At 73.6% G+C, this 22236-nt stretch carries 19 protein-coding genes; 6 read left to right on the top strand and 13 right to left on the bottom strand.

All coding sequences use genetic code 11. The features are described from left to right. Window position 1: 1 nt before the first annotated feature. The 9 genes from ACGFI8_RS20270 to ACGFI8_RS20230 form a co-directional block, all read right to left on the bottom strand. Window positions 2-1141 carry an acyl-CoA dehydrogenase family protein gene (locus ACGFI8_RS20270; protein ID WP_392806879.1) on the bottom strand — a complete coding sequence of 380 codons (1140 nt, stop codon included), beginning with the start codon at window positions 1139-1141 and terminating at the stop codon, window positions 2-4. Then, window positions 1138-1521, bottom strand: coding sequence for an ectoine synthase (locus ACGFI8_RS20265; protein WP_392806877.1), 384 nt, complete (start codon window positions 1519-1521; stop codon window positions 1138-1140). The genes ACGFI8_RS20270 and ACGFI8_RS20265 overlap by 4 nt, the downstream gene beginning before the upstream one ends. After that, complete coding sequence (gene trpA, locus ACGFI8_RS20260) at window positions 1518-2348, bottom strand: tryptophan synthase subunit alpha (protein WP_392806876.1); 831 nt, start codon at window positions 2346-2348, stop codon at window positions 1518-1520. Before trpA ends, ACGFI8_RS20265 begins: the two co-directional genes overlap by 4 nt. Continuing rightward, the gene (locus ACGFI8_RS20255; protein WP_392806875.1) at window positions 2341-3360 is read right to left on the bottom strand and encodes an anthranilate phosphoribosyltransferase; all 1020 of its coding nucleotides are present in this window, start codon (window positions 3358-3360) and stop codon (window positions 2341-2343) included. Before ACGFI8_RS20255 ends, trpA begins: the two co-directional genes overlap by 8 nt. 5 nt (window positions 3361-3365) lie before the next feature. Beyond that, window positions 3366-3626, bottom strand: a complete 261-nt coding sequence (locus ACGFI8_RS20250; RefSeq protein WP_392806873.1) for a phosphopantetheine-binding protein — start codon at window positions 3624-3626, stop codon at window positions 3366-3368. Next, window positions 3623-5107 carry an AMP-binding protein gene (locus ACGFI8_RS20245; protein WP_392806871.1) on the bottom strand — a complete coding sequence of 495 codons (1485 nt, stop codon included), beginning with the start codon at window positions 5105-5107 and terminating at the stop codon, window positions 3623-3625. Before ACGFI8_RS20245 ends, ACGFI8_RS20250 begins: the two co-directional genes overlap by 4 nt. Continuing rightward, a complete protein-coding gene (locus ACGFI8_RS20240) occupies window positions 5100-5900 on the bottom strand; it encodes a MaoC/PaaZ C-terminal domain-containing protein (protein WP_392806870.1) in 801 nt (266 codons plus the stop codon). Before ACGFI8_RS20240 ends, ACGFI8_RS20245 begins: the two co-directional genes overlap by 8 nt. An 85-nt stretch (window positions 5901-5985) precedes the next feature. Continuing rightward, window positions 5986-7212, bottom strand: coding sequence for a beta-ketoacyl-[acyl-carrier-protein] synthase family protein (locus ACGFI8_RS20235; RefSeq protein WP_392806869.1), 1227 nt, complete (start codon window positions 7210-7212; stop codon window positions 5986-5988). A gap of 3 nt (window positions 7213-7215) precedes the next feature. After that, window positions 7216-8433 carry an aminotransferase class I/II-fold pyridoxal phosphate-dependent enzyme gene (locus tag ACGFI8_RS20230; RefSeq protein ID WP_392806868.1) on the bottom strand — a complete coding sequence of 406 codons (1218 nt, stop codon included), beginning with the start codon at window positions 8431-8433 and terminating at the stop codon, window positions 7216-7218. Between the two features lie 360 nt (window positions 8434-8793). Between ACGFI8_RS20230 and ACGFI8_RS20225 the strand changes: the two genes are divergently transcribed. Further along, window positions 8794-12354, top strand: a complete 3561-nt coding sequence (locus ACGFI8_RS20225; protein WP_392806867.1) for an AAA family ATPase — start codon at window positions 8794-8796, stop codon at window positions 12352-12354. 25 nt (window positions 12355-12379) lie between these two features. Here the strand turns inward: ACGFI8_RS20225 and ACGFI8_RS20220 are convergent, their stop codons facing one another. The 4 genes from ACGFI8_RS20220 to ACGFI8_RS20205 form a co-directional block, all read right to left on the bottom strand. Then, window positions 12380-13591, bottom strand: a complete 1212-nt coding sequence (locus ACGFI8_RS20220) for an AAA family ATPase (protein ID WP_392806866.1) — start codon at window positions 13589-13591, stop codon at window positions 12380-12382. 207 nt (window positions 13592-13798) lie between these two features. Next, entirely contained in the window at window positions 13799-14551 is a 753-nt protein-coding gene (locus ACGFI8_RS20215) for an SDR family NAD(P)-dependent oxidoreductase (protein WP_392806865.1), read from the bottom strand. Further along, window positions 14548-15531 carry a 3-oxoacyl-ACP synthase III family protein gene (locus tag ACGFI8_RS20210; RefSeq protein WP_392806864.1) on the bottom strand — a complete coding sequence of 328 codons (984 nt, stop codon included), beginning with the start codon at window positions 15529-15531 and terminating at the stop codon, window positions 14548-14550. Before ACGFI8_RS20210 ends, ACGFI8_RS20215 begins: the two co-directional genes overlap by 4 nt. 2 nt (window positions 15532-15533) lie before the next feature. Then, window positions 15534-15803, bottom strand: a complete 270-nt coding sequence (locus ACGFI8_RS20205; RefSeq protein WP_392806862.1) for a hypothetical protein — start codon at window positions 15801-15803, stop codon at window positions 15534-15536. Window positions 15804-16126: 323 nt separating this feature from the next. Here ACGFI8_RS20205 and ACGFI8_RS20200 point away from each other — a divergent pair, with 323 nt between their 5' ends. The 5 genes from ACGFI8_RS20200 to ACGFI8_RS20180 are packed head-to-tail and all read left to right on the top strand — an operon-like array spanning window position 16127 to window position 22185. Further along, window positions 16127-17011, top strand: coding sequence for a class I SAM-dependent methyltransferase (locus ACGFI8_RS20200; protein ID WP_392806861.1), 885 nt, complete (start codon window positions 16127-16129; stop codon window positions 17009-17011). 11 nt (window positions 17012-17022) lie between these two features. Further along, window positions 17023-18576 (top strand): flavin-containing monooxygenase, encoded by a 1554-nt coding sequence (locus ACGFI8_RS20195; RefSeq protein WP_392806859.1) that lies wholly within the window; start codon window positions 17023-17025, stop codon window positions 18574-18576. A 3-nt stretch (window positions 18577-18579) separates the two neighbouring features. Beyond that, window positions 18580-20070 carry an FAD-binding protein gene (locus ACGFI8_RS20190; protein ID WP_392806857.1) on the top strand — a complete coding sequence of 497 codons (1491 nt, stop codon included), beginning with the start codon at window positions 18580-18582 and terminating at the stop codon, window positions 20068-20070. A 10-nt stretch (window positions 20071-20080) separates the two neighbouring features. Continuing rightward, window positions 20081-21397 (top strand): alpha/beta fold hydrolase, encoded by a 1317-nt coding sequence (locus tag ACGFI8_RS20185; RefSeq protein ID WP_392806855.1) that lies wholly within the window; start codon window positions 20081-20083, stop codon window positions 21395-21397. Window positions 21398-21402: 5 nt separating this feature from the next. Continuing rightward, on the top strand, window positions 21403-22185 hold the full coding sequence (locus ACGFI8_RS20180) for a thioesterase II family protein (protein ID WP_392806853.1): 783 nt from the start codon (window positions 21403-21405) through the stop codon (window positions 22183-22185). Window positions 22186-22236 lie beyond the last annotated feature (51 nt).

The following is a 22236-nucleotide window of genomic DNA, read 5'->3' as shown; positions in this document are numbered from 1 at the left end:
GTCACAGGCCCAGCATGCTGGCGATCCGGTTGTACTGGATCTCGTTGCTGCCCGAGTAGATCCGCCCGCCGACCGCGTCGCGGATGTCCTGCTCGATCCCGTGCTCGGTGAGGTATCCCTTGCCGCCGAAGACCTGCATGGCGGCGAGGCTGCTCGCCAGGTTGGCCTCGCTGGTGACGAGCTTGGCGATGGCGATGTCCGCGGTCGCGTTCTCGCCCCGCTCCAGCCGCTCCGCGGCGTCGTAGAGCCACTTGCGGGCCGTCTCCAGCCGGATCTTCATGTCGACGATGACGTTGGCGATCGTCTGGAACTGCCCGATCGGCCGGCCGAACTGCGAGCGCTGCCGGGCGTAGCCGATGGTGCGCTCGAGCCGGTGCCGCATGTGGCCGACGTCGAGGATGAACGCGAGCAGGATCTCGCGCTTCATCACGTGGTCGAGCACCAGGAACCCGCTGCCGACGCGGCCGACGACCTGGCTCGCCGGCACCCGGCAGTCCTCCAGCGTGAGAGTGCCGATCGGCGAGGTCCGCAGGCCCATCGTGCGCATCGGCTCGCCGATGAGCAGCCCGGGCGTGCCCCGCTCCACCAGGAACGCGGTGACGCCGAGCGGCCCGGCGTCCGGCCGCGTCCGCGCGTAGATGGTGTAGACGTCGGCGATCGGCCCGTTGGTGATGAACGTCTTGGTGCCGTTGAGCACGAACGTGTCGCCGTCGCGCTCCGCCGTCGCCAGCATCCGCAGCGCGTCCGAGCCGCCCTGCGGTTCGGTGATCGCGTGCGCGCCGATGATCTCACCGGAGCACACGCCCGGCAGGTACCGCTGCTGCTGCTCGGCCGTGCCGAACCGGTCGAGCGGGACGCCGACACTCGCCACGCTGGTCGTGGCCGAGAACGTCAGGCCGCTGTCCCGGCAGCCGTGGCCGAACCCTTCGAACACGTACATCGTGGTGAGCAGGCTCTGCCCGAGCCCGCCGAAGCGCTGCGGGAACAGCAGGCCGAGCAGGCCGGACTGCTGGATCACCTTCCACGTGTCCCAGGAGAAGACGGCCCTCTCGTCGTGCTCGACGCGGTCGGCGTTGAGCGCGTCGAACCACTTCGCCATGCCGTCGCGCAGCGCCCGCTGATCGGCGTCCCACTCGATCATGACGCGGTACCGTAGGCTGAGTCGGCCTCGTCGAGGCGGTGGACCTCGTCGCCCTGCAGCGCCGGGGTGAACACGCACACCAGGCGCAGGTCCTCGTGCGGCGACGCCACCAGCCAGTGAGAGTCGTGCTGGTCGAGGGCGTAGAGCGTGCCCGGCGTGATGGGGTGCACCGTGCCGTCCATCTCGACGACCTCGCCGGAGCCCTCGATGCAGTAGCAGGCCTCCAGGTGGTTGCGGTACTCGAGGTTGGACTTGGTGCCGGCCCGCACGGTGGTGTCCGTGACGGTGTAGCCCATGCCGTCGGACTGGAGCAGGAAGCGCCGGCTGAGGCCGTTGCCCCAGTCCACCGTCTTCACGTTGGTGAGCTCGCGGATGATCATCTCTGCCTCCCGGTGATCTCCGGCACCTGATCTCGAGGCGCCGGCTGGATGGACCGGACGAAGTCGTGCAGTGCCACGACGACGTCCCGTTTGTCGGCCTGGGCCGCCTCGATCCGGGCGACCCCCGCGGAGCCGACGATTGCCGCGTCGGCACCGCAGTCGTGGATGGCCGCCACGTCCGCTCCGGTACGCACGCCGAACCCGATGGCGATCGGTGCGGCGGTCGCGGCGCGCAGGCGCGCCACGGTCCCGGCGAGGTCGGCGAAGCCGGCGGCGGGCGGGGTGCCGCTTCGGCCGTAGTGGGCGACCAGATACAGGTAGGCCGACGCGTGGGCGGCCGCGGCGGCGGCCGACTCGGCCGAGCCGGTGGCGTAGCAGGTGGTCACGATCGGCAGGCCGGCCGATCGGGCGGCGGCGTGGTACGGCTCGTGCAGGCGGGGCGGGAGCGCGTGCAGAAGCAGGCCGTCGGCGCCGCTCGCGGCGACGTCGCGCACCAGGTCCGGCAGCGGGCGGGGCTTGACGGAGTGGCTCCAGTCGGCCAGCAGCGCGATGCGCAGCCGCCGGAGCCCGGGCCGCACGGCGGCGACGAAGGCGAGGACGGACGGCAGTGTGACCCCGGCGTCGAGGGCGCGCCGGGCGGAGCGCCGCACGACGGGGCCGTCGGTGACCGAGTCCGGGAAGGGCACGGCGAGCTCGAGGCAGTCGACGCCGGCCTCGTCGAGCATGTGCACCACGTCGGTGAGGACGTCCAGCGGCGGGTCGCCGGCGTTGAGGAACAGCGCCAGGGACGGTTCGCCGCGCCGCCGGCGCGGGAAGAACTCAGCCATGGGCCGCCACCGCGAGCTTCGCCGCGCGCATCTGCGCCAGCAGGCCGGCGGCCGCTCCACTGTGGATGGCGTCCTCGGCCCGCTCGACGGCGCTGGTCCAGCCCGGCTCGTGGCCGGTGGCGACGGCGAGCGCGGCCGCGTTGAGGCACACGGTCCGCAGCGCGACCGCGCCGGCCCGGCCGGCCAGCAGCTCGGCGAAGTGCGCGGCGGCCTCGGCCGGCGGTACCGGCCGCAGGTCGTCGAACGAGCCGTCGCCGGGCATCACCGCGCCGCGCGGCAGCCGGACGTCGCCCTGCGGCGTGTGGATGGTGTTGTCGGCGAACGGCAGCAACTCGTCGGCGCCGAGGTCGTTGACGCACAGCCACACCACGCGGTCGGTGACCGTGCCGGCGAGCCGGCGCAGCTTGTCCCGGGGCATCCGGGCCGACGCGCCGGTGACCTGGGCGGTCACCGGCGGCGACGCGAGGAACGGGCCGAGCGCGTTGAGGAACCGGCCGAACGCCTTCATGCCCAGGGGCAGGACGTTGCGGGCCAGGCGGCCCAGCACCGGGGGGTAGACGTAGCCGCCGGCGAAGGCGAGCCCGAAGCGGTCGAGGGCCTCGGCCGTCCGGGCGGGGGTGCCGGCGGGCCGGATGCCGAGCCGCTCCACCAGATCGACGGATCCGAGGCTGCTCGTGTACGCGCGGGAGCCGGTCTTGACCACGCGAACCCCGCTCGCGGCGGCCACGAACGCGGCGGCGGTCGAGACGTTGAACGTCTTCGGCCCGCCGCCGGTACCGACGATGTTCACCGTGCCGGGCCAGGTCGTGCCGGGCTCCTGCCGCTCGCGCAGCGACGCCAGCAGGCCGGCGAGGGACTCGTCGTCGGGCAGCTCGGTGGTGAGCGAGGCGAGCAGCGCGACGGACCGGGCGTGGTCCAGCCCGCCCGCCTCGACCTGGTCCCACAGGGCGCGCCAGGCCTCGACCGGGATCGGGGCGTCCCGGTCGAGCAGCGCGGTCACGGTGTCGGACATGACGGTCAGCCGTTCGCGACCGGCTGGGCCCGCGCGACGAACGCGTCGATCGCGCGGACGCTGCGGAAGTTGTCGGGGTCCATGGCGTCGTCGGCGACCGGCAGAACGAACCGGTCCTCGATCCAGGCGATCAGCTTGAGCAGGCCCAGGCTGTCGATGACACCGTCGGCGAGCAGGTCGTGGTCGGCCGGCAGGTCCTCGGGCGTGAGGTCGGGCAGGAACTCCTCGACGATGTACTGCTTGATGGCTGCGGTGTTGTCGCTCATTGCTCGGTTCCCTTTCCGGAGTTGGCGAGTGCGATGCGGTCGACCTTGCCGGTGGACGTCCTGGGCAGCGGGGCGTCGACGATCCGCAGGACCGACGGGACCGCGGCCCGGGGCAGCCGGCGCGCGCAGTGCTCGCGCAGCGTCAGGCTGTTGAGCCGGTTCCCCGAGCCGGCGGACAGCCGGCGGACGTGGGCGACCAGCCGGCGGCCGGTGACCGGGTCGCTCTCCGCGAGCACCGCCGCCTCGACGACCTCGGGGTGGCGCAGCAGGACCTGCTCCACCTCGGCCGTGTTGACGGCGACCCCACGGACCTTGACCTGGTGGTCGCGGCGGCCGACGAGAACGGTGCGGCCCTGCTCGTCGCGGCGCACGAGGTCGCCGGTGCGGAAGTACCGCAGGTCGTCGGCGCCCGTCGGGTGCGGGCCGAACCTGTCGGCGAACCGGCGCCGGTCCAGGTATCCGGACGTCTGGAACGGCGTCCACACCAGCAGCTCGCCGGTGCCGGCGCCGGTGACGAGCGCGCCGTCGTCGTCCACGACGAGCGCCTTCACGCCGGGCAGGGGCCGCCCGATCGAGGCGCCGTCGGCCAGCTCGCCGATCTCCTGGTAGAAGCTGTCGTTCGTCTCCGTACAGCCGTAGATGTTGTACAGCCGGGCCTTCGGGAACATCCGCGGCAGCTGCGCCAGCAGCTGCTCCGGCATCGCGTCGCCGGTGAACATCGCGTGGCCGACCACGGTGGACAGCGCCTCCTCGCCGCGTGCCGCGTCGCGCATGAGGCGGTAGAACATCGGCACGGCCTGGACCACGTCGACGTCGTACCGGACCAGCAGGTCCAGCAGGTGCCGGCCGTTGGCCGCCTGGTCGGGGTCGACGAGCACCACCCGCCCGCCGTGCGCGAGGGTGGCCCACACGTCGAGCAGGCACAGGTCGAAGCTCAGCGGCGCGTAGTTGAGCACCGTCGTGCCCGGCTTGAGCTCGAACGTCTCGCCGGCCCAGCGCAGGAACCGGTGGACGGACTCGCGGCCGAGCGGGACCACCTTCGGCAGGCCGGTCGAACCGGACGTGGTGAGCATGAACGAGGTGCCGCCCGGTACCGGGAACGTCTCGACGCCGTCCGCCGGGACGAGGCCGCGGGTGTCGCCGAGGACGTGACGGCACCTGGCCTGGGCGAGCAGGTTGGCGAGGACGTCGTCGGGCAGGGCCGGCGACGGCAGCAGGAACGGCTGACCGGTCAGCAGGCAGCCCAGGATCATGGCGACCGTCTCCGGCGATTTGGCGGCGACGATGCCGACCGGCTCGCCGGGCAACGGGTGCCATGCGGCGACGGCGTCGCGGTGGCGCTCGGCGCGGGCGTAGAGCTCGCCGTAGGTGGTGACGGTGTCGTGCCAGACGAGGGCCGGCGCGTCCGGCGTGCGCTCGGCGTGCGCGGCGATGGCGGCGCACAGGTCGACGCTGTCCGTCATCTCGGTGTGCTCAGCCATCGGCTTCCCCCAACCGCATCCAGCCGCTCTTCAGGGCCGGGCCCTGGGGCGTGCGGCAGGCGAACGTGACGACGTCGGCGGCGCCGCCGACGGTGATCTCGATCGGCTCGTCGGGCCTGACCGGGCCGGAGAACCGGCAGGACAGCGCGCGGACCCGGGCCGCGTCGCCGCCCGCGAACCGGTCGACGACCTCCTCGCAGACCAGCGCGAGGACGCTCATCCCGTGCGCGATGACCCCGGGGAACCCGGCCGCCACGGCGGCGGCGTCCTCGAGGTGGATCGGGTTGTCGTCGCGGGAGACCCGGGCGTAGTCGCGTACGGTCTGGACCGGGATCTTCCGCACGGTGACGGTCTTCGGGATCGGCTCGCCCGCCGGCGTGGGCGCGCCGTTCTGCGGGATGTCGCCGAACGGCTCCGGGGTGACGGCGCCGGTGAACAGCGCCGCGGTGATCAGGTCGGCGAGGGGCGTGCCGCCGGCCGTGCGCACGGCGCACCGGACGGCGAGGCGGACGCCCCGCGGTTCGCGGCGCGCGCCGAGCAGCTCCAGGTCGGTGGTGACCTCGTCGCCGGGCCGGATCAGGCGGTACACCTGGATCTCCTGCCCGAGGTGGACCCGGCCGCCGGCGCTGCCCTGCGCACGTAGCTCGGCGGCCATCCGCTCGAAGGCGTCGGAGGCGAGCACGAACGGGAAGACCGGGGACGCCTTCCCGTCGTCCGGGGCACCGTCCATGATGGACCGTACGACGGCACGGTAGCCGGTGATGTCCTGCGCGGTGACGGTCATAGCGCTCATGCCGTCACCTCCGCTTCGCTCCGGCAGCGGCACGAACTCAACCTGCGTTCCTGATGAGCGGCCACTCCGCTTCGCTCCGTACCGCTCATGCCGGCGCCACCACCAGGCAGGCGTTGTGGCCGCCGAACCCGAACGAGTTCGACAGGGCCGGGCCGACCGGGACCGGCCGGGGAGCGCCGTGCACGACGTCGATCTCCATCTGCGGCTCCGTTCGCTGGTGGTTGGCGGTGGGCGGCACCCGGCCGGCGCGCATGGCGAGGACCGTCGCGATGAGCTCCACCGCGCCGGCGGCGCCGATGAGGTGGCCGATGACGCCCTTGGTCGAGGTCACCGGTGGGCCGCCGGCGCCGAACACCTTGCGCAGCGCGACCGCCTCGGCGCGGTCGTTCTGCACCGTCGAGGTGCCGTGGGCGTTGACGTGGACGATGTCGGCCGGCTCCAGGCCGGCGTCGGCGATGGCGGCCGTCATGGTGGCGACCGCGCCGGAACCGTCCTCCAGCGGCATCGCGAGGTGGTGCGCGTCGGCGCCGGCGGCGTAGCCGGCCACCGTCGCGTAGGTCCGCGCGCCGCGCGCCCGCGCGTCGTCGAGCCGCTCCAGCACGACGAACCCGGCGCCCTCGCCCATGACGAAGCCGTCCCGGTCGGCGTCGAACGGGCGCGAGGCGAGCTCGGGCGCGTCGTTGCGGGCGGAGACGGCGCTGAGGTTGGCGAAGGCGGCCATGGTGACCGGCGTCAGGATCGACTCGCAGCCGCCGGCCAGGACCACGTCGGCGCGGCCGGTGCGCAGCAGCATGACGCCGTGCCCGATCGCGTCGGCGCCGCTCGCGCACGTGGTCGCGATCGTCAGCGCGGGGCCGAGCCAGCCCAGCCGCATCGTGATGAGGGCCGCGGCGGCGTTGGGCATGGACAGCAGCGGCATCAGCGGGCTGACCCCGCGGGGGCCGGAGCGGGCGTAGTTGCGGCTCTCGTCGTCGCTCGTGCGCCGGCCGCCGACCGCGTTGCCGACCACGATCGCGGCGCGCGCCGGATCGGGGGTCGGCGCGCCGGCGTCGTGGTAGGCGCGGGTGGCGGCGGCGAGGCCGAACCGCGCGAACGGGTCGAGCCGGCGGGCCTCCTTCGGGGACAGCCCCTCGTCGGTGAGGCCCCGCACCCGGCAGCCGATGCGCACCGGGTGGCCGGCGAGCTCCGGGTCGGTGAGTGTCGCGGCGGCCGACCGGCCGCTGGAGATCCCGGCCCAGAAGTCCTCGGCCGTGCAGCCGGCCGGCGACACGACGCCCAGTCCCGTGATGGCGACCTGCACGTTGCTGCGCATGGGTCAGTCCGTGATGAGCCGGCACTCGCGCGCGGCCTTGAGGAAGGCCTCGGCGGCGACGTCGATGTCGGTCGTGTCGTGGCGGGCGGTGATGGCGATCCGAAGGCGGGCCAGGTCGTTCGGTACCGCCGGCGACACCACCGGCAGGCCGATGACCCCGGCGCGGCGGCAGGCGGTCGCGTAGTCGTAGGCGGCCTCGTCGGAGCCGGCGATGAGCGGGATGACCGCGGTCTCGCTCGACAGCGTGCGCATGCCGGCCTCGTTGAGGATCTTGCGCAGGCGGGCCGATTCGTGCTGGGTGTGCGCCACCCGCTCCGGCTCCCGCTGCAGGATGCGCAGCGCCTCGAGGGCGGCGCCGACCTGCGCCGGGGCCAGCGCCGCGGAGAACAGGAACGGCCGGGCGTGGTAGCGCATGTGCGTGATCAGGTCGCGCGTGCCGACGACGTAGCCGCCGTTGGACGGGATGGCCTTGGACAGCGTGCCCAGCTTGACGTCGACTCGCACCCGGTCGTCGAAGTGCTCCTCAATGCCCCTGCCGGTGCGGCCGATGACGCCGAGCGCGTGCGCCTCGTCGACCATCAGCAGCGCGCCGTGCGCGTCGCACACCGCGCGCAGGTCGGGCAGCGGGGCGATGTCGCCGTCCATCGAGTAGACGCTGTCGACGATGACGAGCCGGACGCCGTCGCCGCCGACGTCGCGCAGGCGGCGGTCGAGGTGCTCGACGTCGTTGTGCCGGAATCGGGTGACCGTGGCGCCGCTGAGCTTGCAGCCGTCGACGATGCTGGCGTGGTCGTACTTGTCGATGAAGACCGTGTCGCCGGGGCCGACCAGGGCGCCGATCGTGCCGACGTTGGCGGCGTAGCCGGAGCCGAAGACCATCGCCGCCTCGCGGCCGGTGAACCGGGCGACCTCCGCCTCCAGCTCCTCGTGCAGCGGGGTGGAGCCGGCCAGGGCGCGCACGCCGTGGGTCCCGGTGCCGTAGACGTCGACGGCCGCCTTGGCCGCCGCGACGACCCGTTCGTCGCCGCCGAGGCCGAGGTAGCTGTAGCCGGACATCATCAGGTAACGCTCGCCGTCGATCTCGGCGTAGGCGCTGTCGCGGTCGTGCTTGTACGGCACGAAGCTGTTCTTGCGGCTGGGGTCGGACTCGAGCGACGCCACCCGTTGGTTCGTCGCCGTCACCTTCGGTTCGAGACGCCGCCATCCCTCAGATACATTCATGCCTGTCTCCTCATCACGGTCGTCCGGTGACGCATGTCTACAGTCCGGCGCGCAACGGCCGCGCAATACGCGATCGGGAGGTGGGTGCAGCGGCGGAAACCGTTGCTGGGCAGGTGATTCGGTGGCGGTGGCCGGCCGGTCAGGCGGCGCCGGCGGTCCGGCACGTGCACCGTGCCCGTGCGCGTGCGGCGGCGGTGCCGATGCGCATCTGTTGCGCCGCCTCGGTACGACCGGATACGGGCAGGTAATGGCCGCGAACTTGTCGCGAAGAATCCATCTTGTGGTGCCTTGACCGTTCCCGTTAAATCAAAGGTATCGTTCAGTCTCAATGGGTATGGCGTCTCGCGGGGGTGTCTGACATTGTTGATCAAACTCTGCGGACTGATCACGATCGAGGAGAGCGGGCGGCCGACGCATTCCCTGTCCAGCGCCCAGGCACAGGTCGCCTTCGCGCGCCTCACCCTGGAGCGGCACAACGGCACCAGCCGGGACCAGCTCGCCGACACCGTGTGGCCGGACGGCCTGCCCGACACGTGGGCGTCGGCGCTGCGAAGCGTGGTGAGCCGCGTGCGGGCCTTCGCCGCCGGGTCCGAGGACCACGACAGCGCCGTGCTGGTGGCGCAGGGCGGGCGGTACCTGCTGCGGCTGCCCGACGACGTGACCGTCGACGTGGAACGCGCGGAGGCCGACGTGCACACGGCGACGCAGGCGTTCGCGGCCGGTGCCTACGCGGAGGCGCAGCGGCAGGCGGCCGCGGCGATCGGCTGCCTGCGCGGGCAGTTCCTGCCGGAGCACGAGGGCGAGTGGGTCGCCACGGTCCGGGAGCGGCTCGACGGCCTGCTCGTGCAGGCGCTGGAGACGGCGAGCCTGGCCGCCTCGGCGCTCGGCGACGAGCGCGACGCGCTGCGCTGCGCGGAGGAGGCGGTCCGGCGGGCGCCGCTGCGCGAGAGCGCGCACCGCTGCCGGATGGCCGCGCACGTCGCCGCCGGCAACCGGGCCGAGGCGCTGCGCTCGTACAACTACCTGCGCCGGGCGCTGGCCGAGGAGCTCGGCGTCGACCCGGCCCCGGAGACCCAGGCCGCCTACCTCGACCTGCTCAGCAGCCCCGACCCGCGCCCGGTGACCGGCGGCCGCGCCGCGCCCGGTTCGCCGTCGCCGGCCCGCAACCGGCCGGTGCCCGCGGTGCCGTTCGTCGGCCGCCGCGCCGAGCTGGAGACGATCGCCGACGCCTGGAGCCGTGTCGAGCGGGGCGGCAGCACGATGGTTCTGGTCAGCGGCCCGCCCGGCGCGGGCAAGACGCGGCTGGTGACGGTCGCGGCCCGCCGGATCAGCCTCACCGGCGGCGTCGTCATGTACGGCCGCTGCGACCGCGACAGCGCGACGCCCTTCCAGCCGTTCGTCGCGGCGCTCACCGACTTCCTCGCCGCCACCCCGGTCGACGTCCTGCCCGAGCTCAGCCGCAAGGCACGGGAGACGCTCGACACGCTCGCTCCCGCGGCGCTGCCCGCCGGTGGCCTGAGCTCCGCGCACCGGGCCGAGCTGCTCGCCGGCCTCGGTGACGTGCTGGCCGGCCTTGCCGGCGAGCGGCCGATACTGCTCATCCTCGACGACCTCGACGACGCCACCGCCGAGACGCTCCAGCTGCTGCGCCACCTGCTGCGGCACCGCCGCACGTCGTCGCTGCTCGTCCTCGGCACGGTCAACCCGGCCAACGACCGCACGGGTGCCGTGACCGCGGCGCTGCGCGACGTCGACGTCTACGGCAGCGACAGTGTGGCGGGCGGCGGCATCGGCGGCGGCGCGCGGCGCATCGTGCTCGGCGGGCTCGTCGAGGCCGACGCGCTCGCGCTGCTGCGCCAGCTCGTCCCGGAACGGTCCGTCGCCGGCATGCCGCCGCCGCATCGGCTGATCGCCGACACCGCCGGCAACCCGTACCTGCTGCTGGAGATGCTGCGCTGGCACCGGGACCGCGACGGCGAGGCGGCACCCGAGCTGCCGTCGGCCGTCCACGAGTACACGACGGCGCGCCTGGCCACCCTCGACCCCGCGCCGCTGCAGCTGTTGCGCGCGGCGGCCGTCGCCGGCGGGTCGTTCGAGCTGGAACTCGTCGCGGAGGCGGCGGAGCTCGACGCCGGCCGGGCGATGGACTCGATCGACGTCCTGATGAGCCGGGGCATGATCGCCGAGGCGGGCGGGCCGGCGGAGGGGGTGCGCGGCGGCCACCACCACCGCTTCACCTACGACCTGCTCCGGCGGGCGATCTACGAGCGGCTCAACGACGCGCGCCGGCGGTGGCTGCACACCCGGCTCGCCGACGCCATCGAGGTGCGCCGCGCGGGGCAGCTCAGCCGGTACAGCCGCGCCCTCGCCCACCACCGCGCCGCCGGCGCGACCCCGCACGGCGACCAGCGCGCCGTGCGGTGGGGCTGGCGGGCCGCCGCCAGGGCCAGCGCGGAGGGCGCCGCCAACGACGCGGTGCGCCTGCACCGCGTGGCGCTCGACCATGTCCCGCCGGGCGACGAGGAACTGCGCGCGGAGGCGCTCACCAATCTCGGCCTCGCCCAGTTCGCCGCCGGCCACGCCGGGTGCGAGCAGACGCTCCTCGACGCCGCGATCCGGGCCCTGCACAGCGGCCGGCTGAACATCGCCGCCCAGGCCGCGCTCGGCCTCGCCGACGTCGTCGAGACCCGACCGGCGCTGCGCGGCGAGGCCGAGGCGCTGATCGGCACGCTCGTGCACAGCGCCGTCCCGGCGGCGGCCGGGTTCGCCGATCCCTCCGACGCGCCGGCTCTGCGGCCGGCCGGGCACCGCCCGCTCATCTCGGTCGACGACGCCACCGTCGGCCGGCTGCTGGCGCGCCAGGCCCGCCTCGGCGGCCGGGTCACGCCCGGCCCCGCCGCCACCGCCGGGGTCGACGCGCTCGGGCGGGAGCTGCGGGCGCTGGAGGGGCCGGAGCACGCGCACCGGCGGCTCGCCCTGTCCGGCGAGGTCCTGGCGCTCGCCGCCGCCATCGGCGACCACAAGCAGCAGCTGTTCGCCGCCCACCACCGGGCGATGGCCGCCGAGACGGTCGGCGACCTGACCGTGCGCGCCGCGGCCCTCGAGATGCTCGCCGCGGCGGGCGAGGCCGGCGGCGCGCAGGACGAGTGGCTCGTCGACATGCTGCTGACCGAGCACGCCGTGGCGGTCGCGCTGACGCAGGGCCGCCTCACCGACGCGATGCTCACCGCGACGATGACCGGCCGGGCCAGGCTGCCGGGCGGCTGGCCGCCCGTCGGCATCGAACCCGCGCCGGGCACCGTGGCGGCGCGCCAGCTGTTCCTCGCCGAGTGGCCGCTGTTGCTGACCGACCGGCACCTGCCGCCGGCCGGGCGGCGCGCGGGCCGCACCGACCTGGCCGGGCCGGCCGTCCCGCCCGACGACCCGGTCGAGGAGGCGCTCGCGGCCCTGGCCCGCGGCCAGCGCGGCGCTGCCCACCTGCGCCTGCGCGCCCTCGCCACGGGCGTCGAGCCGTTGCCGGCCGGGGACCTGTTCCTGCACCAGGCGGGCGTCCTCGCGATGGCGGTGCACGAGCTCGGCGACCCGACCACGGCGGACGCGGCGCGGTCGCTGCTGATGCCCTACGCAGACCTGTACTGCGGCGTCGGCTACCGCAGCTTCGCCGGCCCGGTCTCCTTCCACCTCGGCCGGCTGTCGGTGACGGTCGGCGACTGGTCCGCGGCGGAGCGGCACCTCACCGCCGCCCTGTCGCAGCTGGGCACGCACAAGGCCCGCCCCTGGATCGCGCTGGCCCAGCAGTCGCTGGCGGTCGCGCTGCAGGGCCGCGCGCGGGCCGGCGACCACCGCTGGGCCGCCGCCCTGCGCGCCGAGGCCGGTCGCGTGCTGACGAGCCTCGGCTCCCCACGCGCCGCCCGCGCCTGAACACCGCCGGCCGGCTCGTCGCCCGCTACAGGCGGATGTGGTCGATCGCGACAGCGCGGACCTCGGCGGCCGAGCCGATCAGCCGGTCGGCGACCGTCGGGCGCTCGTCGTCGGTCGCGCCGGCGGCCGACGTCATGAGCACCGTCAGCGGCCGTCGCCCGCAGGCGTGCCACAGATGGGTCAGCAGCCGCACCGACGCCGCGTCCGCCCACTGCAGCTCGTCGAGCACCAGCAGCGTGGGGCGCCGGGCGGTGATCTGGGCGAGCCACCCGCCGAGCGCCTCGGCGGCCTGGGCGGTGGCGTCCCACGGCCAGCCCGCGTCGCCGTGCTCGGCCGTCCACGGCACACCGATGCGCACGCCGGCCTCGGGCAGCAGCCGCACGATCGCCTCGACCCGCCCGTCGAGGTCGGTGCGCAGCCGCTCGACCCCGCAGCCGTTGGCGTAGAAGCCGAGCGCCTCGCGGAACGCGCGGTAGTCGTCCGGGTGGCTCTCGTCCCACCGGCCGTACAGCACGAGCGCGTCGTCGGCGTGCACCCGCAGCGCGAGCTCGGCGCAGACCGCCGTGCGGGCCGCGCCGCTGCCGCCGCTGACCAGCACCATGCGCAGGTGCCCGGTCGTACCGTGCTGCCAGGTTTTGAGCAGCGTGCCGAGATGCCGCACGGTGCCGGTCGCCTCCGCCTCGGTCTCGACCGCGCGGCGCGCCCAGTGCAGGTTGGACGTCGCGTCGCTGTCGCCGCCGATCTCGGCCAGGCACAGCTCGTAGACCCGTTCGGGGCGGCGGTCCTGGGCCGGCGTCCACACGCCGTGGTACAGCAGGTCGGCGCCGCGGGGCAGGGTCGCCCCGACGAGGATCGCCGTGGGCGCCGTCACCAGGATCTGCCCGCGCCCGGTCCGGGCGAGCAACTGGGCGGCCCGGGCCGGCGCGGTGGTGCGATCGGTGGCCGCGCACAGCGCGATCCGCATGCCCCAGCGGCGGGCGGCGGGGTTGTGCGCCGGGTCCGCCGCCCCGGCACCGCCGGGGTCCTCGTCCAGCGCCGTGACCATCTCGATCGCCGCCCGGGCGGCGTCGAAGCCGCTGTCGAAGAAGGCCCGCAGCGTGCGGACCCCGTCGCGCGCCTCGACCTGTACCTCGAAACTGTCCGCGTGCAGCGCGATGTCCCGCGCTTCATCGGATTCGTCGGCGCGGAAGCGATCGTCGAACTCAGCGAGCAGCAACGTCGCTAATGCAGATGTCATAGCGGCCAACCGGGCGGTCGGAGGTTTCCGGGTGATCTTCGCAGGAGCACGACGGAAGTTATCACGGTGCATGGAATTGCGTCGTGTCGGTTCCCGACGGCACGGTGGATTCAGGTGACGTTTCAGAAACGTTGTTGAAACGGTCGAGCGATTGGCCGCCGGGGTCGGGTGCCAATCGCCGATCGTTCGGACATAAATGAATCTGATTCAGGTAATTGATACCCCGCCGTCGATGCTGAGAACCTGCCCCGTCATGAAGTCGCTGTCGAGGAAGAGCCCGATCGCCCGCGCGACCTCCTCCGTCGTGCCGAAGCGAGGGATCGGGGTCTTGCCCCGGATCCCCTCCATGACGCCGTCCGAAAGGTTCTCGGTCATCCCGGTGATCATGAAGCCCGGCGACAGCGCGTTGACGGTCACACCGCGCCGGCCGCACTCGGCGGCGAGCGTGCGGGTCAGCCCGATGACGCCGGCCTTCGAGGCCGAGTAGGCGGTCTGCCCGGCCGTCGCGATGAGGCCCGACGGCGACACGATGTTGACGATCCGGCCCCAGCGCCGCCGCAGCATGGCCGGGACGCTGGCCCGGCAGGTGTGGAACGTGCCCACCAGGTTGGTGTCGATGACCTGCTTCCAGTCCCGCGGGTCCTGCATGGCCATCAGCGAGTCGCGCCGGACGGCGCCGTTGTTGACCAGCACGTCGATCGGCCCGAGCCGGTCGCTGATCTCCTGGTACATCGCCGTGACCGCCTCCCACGAGGCGACGTCGCCGGTGACGACCATGGCGTCGTTCTGCAGCTTCTCACGGACGGCGTGGGCCTGCTCCGCCGAGCGGTTGTAGTGCACGGCGACCCGGCAGCCGAGCGCGTCGAGCTCCAGGGCCAGGGCCTGGCCCAGCCCGCCCGAAGCGCCGGTGACGAGCGCGACCGGCTGGGCCGGCCGCGCTCCGGCGGTGGTGTCCTTCATCGGACCGACCCCCAGTCCAGCAGCATCGACCCCCACGTCATCCCGGCGCCGAACCCGGCCAGCAGCACGAGCTCGCCGTCGTGGATCCGGCCCGCGTCCAGCGCCTCGGCCAGGGCGAGCGGGATCGAGGCGGAGGCGGTGTTGCCGTACCGCTCGAGGTTCGTCACCAGCCGCTCCGGCGCGATGCCGGCGTGGTTGAGGACCGAGTTGATGATGCGGATGTTGGCCTGGTGCGGCACGATGTGGTGCACGTCGTCCGGCTTCACCCCGGCCTGCTCCAGCGTCGCCCGCACGGTACGGACGGTGAACCGCACGGCGTTGAGGTAGATCTCGTTGCCGTTGATCCGCGCGTAGTGCAGGCCGTCGCGGGTGGTCTCCTCGGTCGTCGGCATGCGGCTGCCGCCGGCGAGCACCTTCAGGCTCCCGGTGCACGAACCGTCGGCGCCGAGGTTCCAGGCCAGCAGCCGGTTCTTCGGTCCGGGCTGGACGACCACCGCGCCCGCGCCGTCCCCGACGAGGATGCGCAGGTCGCGGTCGTCCGGGCGGACCGAGAGGCTGTGCGTGTCCGAGCCGATGACCAGGATCGGCCGCGGGTCGAGGCGCAGCAGCGCCACCGCGTGCAGCAGCGCGTACACGAAGCCCGAGCACTCGGCGTTGACGTCGTGCGCGCTGGCGGTCAGGCCCAGGTCGTGCTGGACGAACGCGGACGTGGCCGGCGACGGCTGCTCCGGCGTCGCGGTGGCCACGACGAGGTGCGCGATGTCGGCCGGGCGCAGCCCGGCCGACTCGATCGCCCGGCGGCCGGCCTCCACCGCCAGGCTGGCGGTGGTCTGGCCGGCCTCGACGATGCGCCGTTCCCGGATACCGCACCGGCTGACGATCCAGTCCTCGTCGACGCCCAGGTGCTCAGCCAGCGCCTTGCTGGTGAGCACCTGGGCGGGCACCGAGGTGCCCCAGCCGGTGATGTCGAACCCGTCCACGGCTAGGCGGTCGCGGTGGCGGAGGCGGCCGGCTCGCCCAGGAGCGCCGTGATGCGCCCGTACACGACCCGCATGGTGGTGGTGTCGTCGATGTCCTTGAACAGCGACTCGTCCGCCGGGATGTGCGGGTACTTGTTCTGGAACCCGTACAGCCACTCCATGAGGTCCAGCGAGTCGACGTCCGCGATGTGCTGGATCGGCGCGTCGGGGTCGACGGCCGTGGCGCCCGACACCTCGCGCAGCTGCTCCGCGAGCTCTTCGACGGTCGGCATCTCCATCTGCTTCGCTCCTGTCATCTCCGGGGTGCTGCCTGGCTTGCGGCAGGCACTCTGCCTTGGTTGCAGCAAACGTGGTCCGGCGCAACGGAGCCGCAACCGCCCGTCACGACGCCCCCGACCTGCGGCGCGGTGCGGCGGCGGCCCGATCGGCGCCCGTACGGCCCGGCGGCGCGGCCGTGACGGCCCGGCGGCCCGTCCGGCTCGGCCCGGACCGAGCCGGTCCGAACCGGTCCGAGCCCATCGACGCTCTTGCGCGCCTGTTGCGGCGAAGCGGTTACCTCACACCTCGCAGCCTGGAAGCGACGAGGGAGGTCGGCATGACAACGGTCCTGGCCGGGCCCGTGAACCCCGAGATCGGGGCGATCCGGCACCACTACGAGGTGAGCAACGAGTTGTACCGGATCCTGCTGGGTCCGACGATGATGTACTCCGGCGGCTACTGGGCCGACGGCGAGGATCGCTACGCCAACCACGACGAGGGCCAGCTGCGCAAGCTCGACGCCTTCATCGAGCTGGCCGGTGCGGCCGGCGCCGAGCGGGTGCTCGACATCGGCTGCGGCTGGGGCACCATGCTGGACCGCGTCACGAAGGTCCACGGCGCGAAGAAGGCGGTCGGTGTCACGCTGAGCCGCACGCAGGCCGACTACATCGAGGCGCTGGGCAACCCCGCGGTCGAGGTGCGTGTCGAGTCCTGGGAGGACCACCGCAGCGACGAGAAGTACGACGGCGCCTTCTGCATCAACGCCTTGGAGCACTTCGTGCTGTCCAGCCTGCCGCCGAAGGAGCGCACCAAGCGCTACGGCGTGTTCTTCGAGCAGGTGCACTCGCTGCTGAAGCCCGGTGCGGGCTTCGTGCTGCACACCATGACCGCCGAGCGCCTGCCGCTGAACCGGCAGCTGCTGGACGACCTGAAGTTCCTGCAGCGCGAGGAGTTCGCCGGCTGCCACATCCCGCACCTGTCCGAGCTGACCGCCGGCGCGGAGGGCCTGTTCGAGGTGCGCGAGATCCGCAACGAGCAGCTGTCGTTCGCCGACGCCTGCCGGGTCTGGCTGCGGTACCTCGCGGAGCGCCGCGACGAGGCCGTGGCGCTGGAGGGCGAGGACGTCGTCGCCCGCTTCGAGCGGTACCTCGACATCTTCGCGTACACGCTCGAGGACAAGTACTTCAACAACTTCCGCGTCGTGCTGACGCGGCGCGGCTGAGGGAGGCCGTCGTGACGAGCATCGTGGAAACGCCGGCCGAGGTCGGCTCCGGCGGCCCGGGCGGCGGCGCCCCCGGCCGCCACGTGAAGGTCGCCATCATCGGCACCGGCTTCTCCGGCCTGGGCATGGCGATCAAGCTGCGCCAGCAGGGCAGCGACGACTTCCTGCTCTTCGAGCGCGCCGACGAGGTCGGCGGCACCTGGCGCGACAACACCTACCCCGGCTGCGCCTGCGACGTGATGGCGCTGCTGTACAGCTACTCGTTCGCCCCGCGCGCGGAGTGGAAGACCACCTTCGCCAAGCGCGACGAGGTGCTGGACTACCTGCGCTGGTGCACCGACCGCTACGGCATCCGCCCGTTCATCCGCTTCGGCCACGAGTTGCTCGAGGCCCGTTGGGACGAGCGCACCCGCCGCTGGCACCTGCGGACCGACCAGGGCGAATACACCGCCCAGGTGCTCGTCACCGGCACCGGCTACCTCAGCGACCCGGCGATCCCCGACATCAAGGGCCTGTCGACGTTCCAGGGCGCGCTGTTCCACAGCGCCGGCTGGGACCACGACTTCGACCTCAACGGCAAGCGGGTCGCGGTCATCGGTACCGGCGCGTCCGCGATCCAGTTCGTGCCGGCCATCCAGCCGAAGGTCGGGCACCTCGACCTCTACCAGCGCACGCCCCCGTGGGTCGGGCCGAAGCCGGACAAGAAGGTCGCCCCGAGCCACATCTGGGTCCGCAAGCACGTCCCGGGCTACCAGCGGTTCCGGCGCAACTTCAACAAGAACGGCCGGGAGATCGTCGCGTTCCTCATGGCCGACCCGAAGCGCGCCAGCCAGTCGATCCAGGGCATGGCCGCCAAGCACCTGCAGAAGTCGGTCAAGGACCCCGGGCTGCGGGCCAAGCTCACCCCCGACTACGCGGTCGGCTGCAAGCGCCTGCTGTTCTCGAACACGTGGTACCCGGCGATCCAATCGCCGAACGTCGACGTCGTCACCACCGGCATCCGTGAGGTCCGGCCGAACGGCATCGTCGACGTCGACGGCGTCGAGCGCCCGGTCGACGCGATCATCCTCGGCACCGGCTTCCGCGCCACCTCGCGGCCGATCGCCGAGCGGCTCCACGGCCGCAACGGCGTGCGCCTCGCCGACGCGTGGGGCGACGGCATGGCGGGATACCGCGGCACCACGATCGCCGGCTTCCCGAACCTCTTCATGCTGCTCGGCCCGAACACCACCCTCGGCCACTCGTCGCAGACGGTGATGATCGAGGCGCAGCTGGCCTACGTCGTCGACGCGCTGCGGCAGATGGACAAGCGCGGCCTCGCCAGCGTCGAGGTCCGCCCCCAGGCCCAGGAGCAGTACAACGAGCTGGTCGCCCAGCTGCAGCACGGCACGGTCTGGAACGCCGGCGGCTGCAGCAGCTGGTACGTCGACGCGAACGGCCGCAACTCGTCGATCTGGCCGACGTTCACCTGGCGCTTCCGCCGGCTGACGAAGAAGTTCGACCTGGAGTCCTACCAGGTCGCCGTCACCACCGGCGACGGCGTCCCGGCGGGGCGGGCGGGCTGACCGATGACCACCGCCTCCCGCCGCGCCCTCTTCAAGGGCGCCGCTGCCGCCACCGTCGCGGTCGGCTGGAGCCAGGCGTCCGGCTGGGTGACCGCCGCCGAGGCGGCCCCGGCCGGCATGGTTCCGGTGCCGGCGCTCGACGGCACCCTGGAGACGGCGCCGGCCGTGCTGGCCCGGTTCTCGCACGACTTCGGCGAGCTGGTGCGCGGCACGCCGCGCGCGGTGCTGCGCCCCGGCTCGGTCGCCGACGTCGTGCGGATCATCCGGTACGCGCGGCGCGCCGGCCTGAAGGTCGCGATGAACGGCCAGAGCGGCACCGGCGCCGACCTCGAGTCGCACTCCAACTACGGCCAGGCCGCCGTCCCGGGCGGCATCTCGATCGACGCCCGGTCCCTGTCCACCATCCACAGCATCGGCGCCGGCAGCGCGGTCGTCGACGCCGGCGTCACCTGGGCACAGCTCGCCGACGCCGCGCTCGCGCGGGGCCTGACCCCGCCGGCGCTCACCGACTACCTGAACCTGTCGATCGGCGGCACCATCTCCGTCGGCGGTGTCGGTGGCACCGTCCAGAAGTACGGGCTGCTGGTCGACACCGTCCAGGAGGTCGACGTCGTCACCGGCGCCGGCGACCTCGTCACCGCGTCCGCCACCGTCCGCCCGGACCTGTTCAACACGGTCCTGGCCGGCGGCGGCCAGGTCGGCGTCATCGTCCGGGCGACGGTGAAGCTGGTCCCGGCGCAGGCCCGGGCGCTGAACCTGAACCTGTACTACAACGACCTCGCCACCTACACGGCCGACGCCGAGAAGGTCATGCGCGACGGGCGGTTCGACCACCAGGAGGGCGGGATCGTCCCGACCGCCGACGGCACCGGCTGGCGGTACAAGATCGAGGCGGTCGTCTACTACAACCCGCCGGGCACGCCCGACCAGGGCCGGCTCCTCGCGGGGCTGCGGCACGACCGGGCGTCGCTGGAGGTCCAGGACACCACCTACCGCGAGTGGATCTTCCGGGCCGACGCCTGGGAGGCGTTCCTCAAGGAGTACGGGTACTGGCAGCAGGCCAAGCCCTGGCTGAGCATGGTCCTGCCGACCTCGGCCGTGCCCGCGTTCACCGCCGCCGTCGTCGCCGAGCTGACCGCGGCCGACCTGGGCGGCGGCTTCACCGGCCTCTACCCCTTCCCGACCCGGAAGCTGACCAGGCCGATGTTCGCGCTGCCGGCCACCGGCGAGCCGGTCACCTACCTGTTCGACCTGCTGCGCTTCCCGGGCCCGGAGCAGACCGGCGACATCGACCGCATGCTGCGGCAGAACCGGCGCCTGTACGACCTGGGCGTCTCCCTCGGCGGCAAGCGGTACCTCGTCGGCGCCGTCCCGAACATGACCGGCGCCGACTGGCGGCGCCATTTCGGCCCCCACTGGGCGACGCTGCGCGCGGCCAAGCTGCGCTTCGACCCGGACGGGATCCTCACCCCTGGTCAGGGCTTCTTCTCCTGAGGAGTTTGCGATGCACCGGTACGACATCGTCAACGAGGCGGTCGTCGGCAGCCCGCCGGAGCGGGTCTGGGACGCGCTGATCGCCGAGTTCCAGGGCGCCCGCCAGTGGTGGGTGCCGGCCAACACGTTCCGCACCACCGCCGGCTCGCCGGACCGGCGGGGCGGCACCGTCGAGGTGACCGTCCACCCGAAGGGGGTCGACAAGGGCGGCCCGAAGCTCAAGTTCATCGCCCGGACCCGCATCGCCGAGCCGGGCCGGCTGCTCGTCGCCGACTACGTCGGCGGCGGGTTCAGCGGCGTCAGCACGTACACGCTGAACCCCCTCGGCGACGGGCGTACGCGGCTCGCCATGCACTTCCTCGCCGATCCGCAGGGCCCCGTGCGGACCCTCGCCAAGCTCGCCGACGTCGGCCAGGAGCACCTGAAGGCGACCCAGGCCGCGTTCGTCCGCCTCGACGCGCTGCTGCGCGGCGCGCCGGCCGGCGCGCCACCGGTCGAGCTGCAGGTGCGTACCGACGACGGGGCGCTGCTCGCCGTTACCAGCCACACCCCCGCCACGACCGCGCCCGGCACCCCGACCGTGGTCCTGTCGCACGGCTGGGGCGCCGGACGGCCGGTGTGGGACGCCGTCGTGCGGCGGCTCGTCGGCCAGGGCTTCCCGGTCGTCACGTACGACCAGCGCGGCCACGGCGCGTCCAGCACCGGCAGCGCACCGTTCACCGTCGAGCGGGCCGGCCGCGACCTGGCCGCCGTCGTCGAGGTCGTGCGCGGTGCCGGGCTCATCGTCGTCGGGCACTCCGGCGGCGGGTTCGGCGCGCTCTCCTATGCCGTGGCCGACGCCGCCGACGTCGAGGGCCGGCTGCGCGGGCTGGTGCTGCTCGGCACCGCCGCGCACGACCAGTACGTCGGCGACGGCGAAGCGAGGATGATGGGCAACCCGGTGTTCAGCTGGGCGCTGCGCCGCGGTCCGATCGGCCGGGGGATGCTGCGGCACACCATGGGCGCCGTCGTCACGCCGGCGGACCTGGAGACGAACCGCCGGCTGTTCGCCGCCACGCCGCGCAAGGTCCGCGAGGCGGCGTTCCGCGCCTCGAAGGGCATGGACCTGCGGGCCGGCCTCGCGTCGGTGACGGTGCCGGCGGTGGTGTTCTCCGGCGGCGGGGACAAGGTCGTCAAGCCGGCGCTCGGCGAGGCGATCGCGGCCGCCATGCCCCGTGCGCGGTACGAGCTGCTGCCGCACGTCGGCCACATGCTGCCGCTGGAGGTGCCGACCGTCGTCGCGCGCGCCGTCGCCGAACTGCACACGCCGGCCTACGAGATGCGTTGAGCGGCATGTCGGCGACCTGGTTCAGCGGCCTGAGCGTCCAGCCCGGCGCGCCCGCCATGGGGGAGCCGCCGCTGCGGCTGTTCTGCTTCCCCCACGCGGGCGGCGGGAGCCGGTTCTACAACCTGTGGCGCCAGCGCCTGGCGCCACAGGTGGTCGAGGTGTGTGCGATCGTCCTGCCGGGGCGCGACGGGCGGCTGCTGGAACCGCCGTACACCCGGATGGAGCCGCTGGTCTCCGACCTGGTCGAGGCGTTGCGCCCGCACCTCGACCGGCCGTTCGCGTTCTTCGGCCACAGCCTCGGCGCGGCCGTGGCCTACGAGACGGCGCACCGGCTGCGGCAGCTCGGCCTGCCGCAGCCGCGGTGCCTGTTCGCCTCCGGCCGGCGCGCACCGCACTCGCCGGTGCCACCGCCGTTCACGCACCAGCTGTCCGACGCCGACCTCGTCTCCGAGGTGCTGAGCCTCAACGGCCTGCCCGAGAAGGCGCTGCGGCGTCCCCGCGCGCTCGAGGCGATCCTGCCGAGCCTGCGCGCGGACTACCAGATCAACGACACGTACCTGCCGAGCGCCGGGCTGCGGCTGGCGTTCCCGGTGTACGCCTACGCCGGGGACGACGACCCGCTCGCGCTCCCCGTCGACGTGGCCGGCTGGCGACTCACCACCACCGGCGCGTTCCGGGTGCGTGTGTTTCCCGGTGACCACTTCTACCTGCGCGACGCCCCGCCCGACTTCGCCACCGCGGTCCTCGCCGACCTGCGGGAGGCAGCGCTGCTGGGGGTAGCACGATGACGCCGCCCGCCGGCCGCGGCCGGCACGCCAACGTCCCGTTGTGACATCGGT

Origin of the sequence: Dactylosporangium sp. NPDC048998 (genome assembly GCF_043197855.1) — a bacterium.
Lineage (GTDB): Bacteria > Actinomycetota > Actinomycetes > Mycobacteriales > Micromonosporaceae > Dactylosporangium.
Note: the sequence above shows the minus strand (reverse complement) of the source record. Positions and strands in the feature narration are given on the sequence as shown.

Excerpts from the sequence above, each read along its gene's own strand:
- ACGFI8_RS20270 (WP_392806879.1), bottom strand. The coding sequence starts at position 1,141 with ATGATCGAGTGGGACGCCGATCAGCGGGCGCTGCGCGACGGCATGGCG.
- ACGFI8_RS20265 (WP_392806877.1), bottom strand. The coding sequence starts at position 1,521 with ATGATCATCCGCGAGCTCACCAACGTGAAGACGGTGGACTGGGGCAAC.
- trpA (WP_392806876.1), bottom strand. The coding sequence starts at position 2,348 with ATGGCTGAGTTCTTCCCGCGCCGGCGGCGCGGCGAACCGTCCCTGGCG.
- ACGFI8_RS20255 (WP_392806875.1), bottom strand. The coding sequence starts at position 3,360 with ATGTCCGACACCGTGACCGCGCTGCTCGACCGGGACGCCCCGATCCCG.
- ACGFI8_RS20250 (WP_392806873.1), bottom strand. The coding sequence starts at position 3,626 with ATGAGCGACAACACCGCAGCCATCAAGCAGTACATCGTCGAGGAGTTC.
- ACGFI8_RS20245 (WP_392806871.1), bottom strand. The coding sequence starts at position 5,107 with ATGGCTGAGCACACCGAGATGACGGACAGCGTCGACCTGTGCGCCGCC.
- ACGFI8_RS20240 (WP_392806870.1), bottom strand. The coding sequence starts at position 5,900 with ATGAGCGCTATGACCGTCACCGCGCAGGACATCACCGGCTACCGTGCC.
- ACGFI8_RS20235 (WP_392806869.1), bottom strand. The coding sequence starts at position 7,212 with ATGCGCAGCAACGTGCAGGTCGCCATCACGGGACTGGGCGTCGTGTCG.
- ACGFI8_RS20230 (WP_392806868.1), bottom strand. The coding sequence starts at position 8,433 with ATGAATGTATCTGAGGGATGGCGGCGTCTCGAACCGAAGGTGACGGCG.
- ACGFI8_RS20220 (WP_392806866.1), bottom strand. The coding sequence starts at position 13,591 with ATGACATCTGCATTAGCGACGTTGCTGCTCGCTGAGTTCGACGATCGC.
- ACGFI8_RS20215 (WP_392806865.1), bottom strand. The coding sequence starts at position 14,551 with ATGAAGGACACCACCGCCGGAGCGCGGCCGGCCCAGCCGGTCGCGCTC.
- ACGFI8_RS20205 (WP_392806862.1), bottom strand. The coding sequence starts at position 15,803 with ATGCCGACCGTCGAAGAGCTCGCGGAGCAGCTGCGCGAGGTGTCGGGC.
- ACGFI8_RS20200 (WP_392806861.1), top strand. The coding sequence starts at position 16,127 with ATGACAACGGTCCTGGCCGGGCCCGTGAACCCCGAGATCGGGGCGATC.
- ACGFI8_RS20190 (WP_392806857.1), top strand. The coding sequence starts at position 18,580 with ATGACCACCGCCTCCCGCCGCGCCCTCTTCAAGGGCGCCGCTGCCGCC.
- ACGFI8_RS20185 (WP_392806855.1), top strand. The coding sequence starts at position 20,081 with ATGCACCGGTACGACATCGTCAACGAGGCGGTCGTCGGCAGCCCGCCG.
- ACGFI8_RS20180 (WP_392806853.1), top strand. The coding sequence starts at position 21,403 with ATGTCGGCGACCTGGTTCAGCGGCCTGAGCGTCCAGCCCGGCGCGCCC.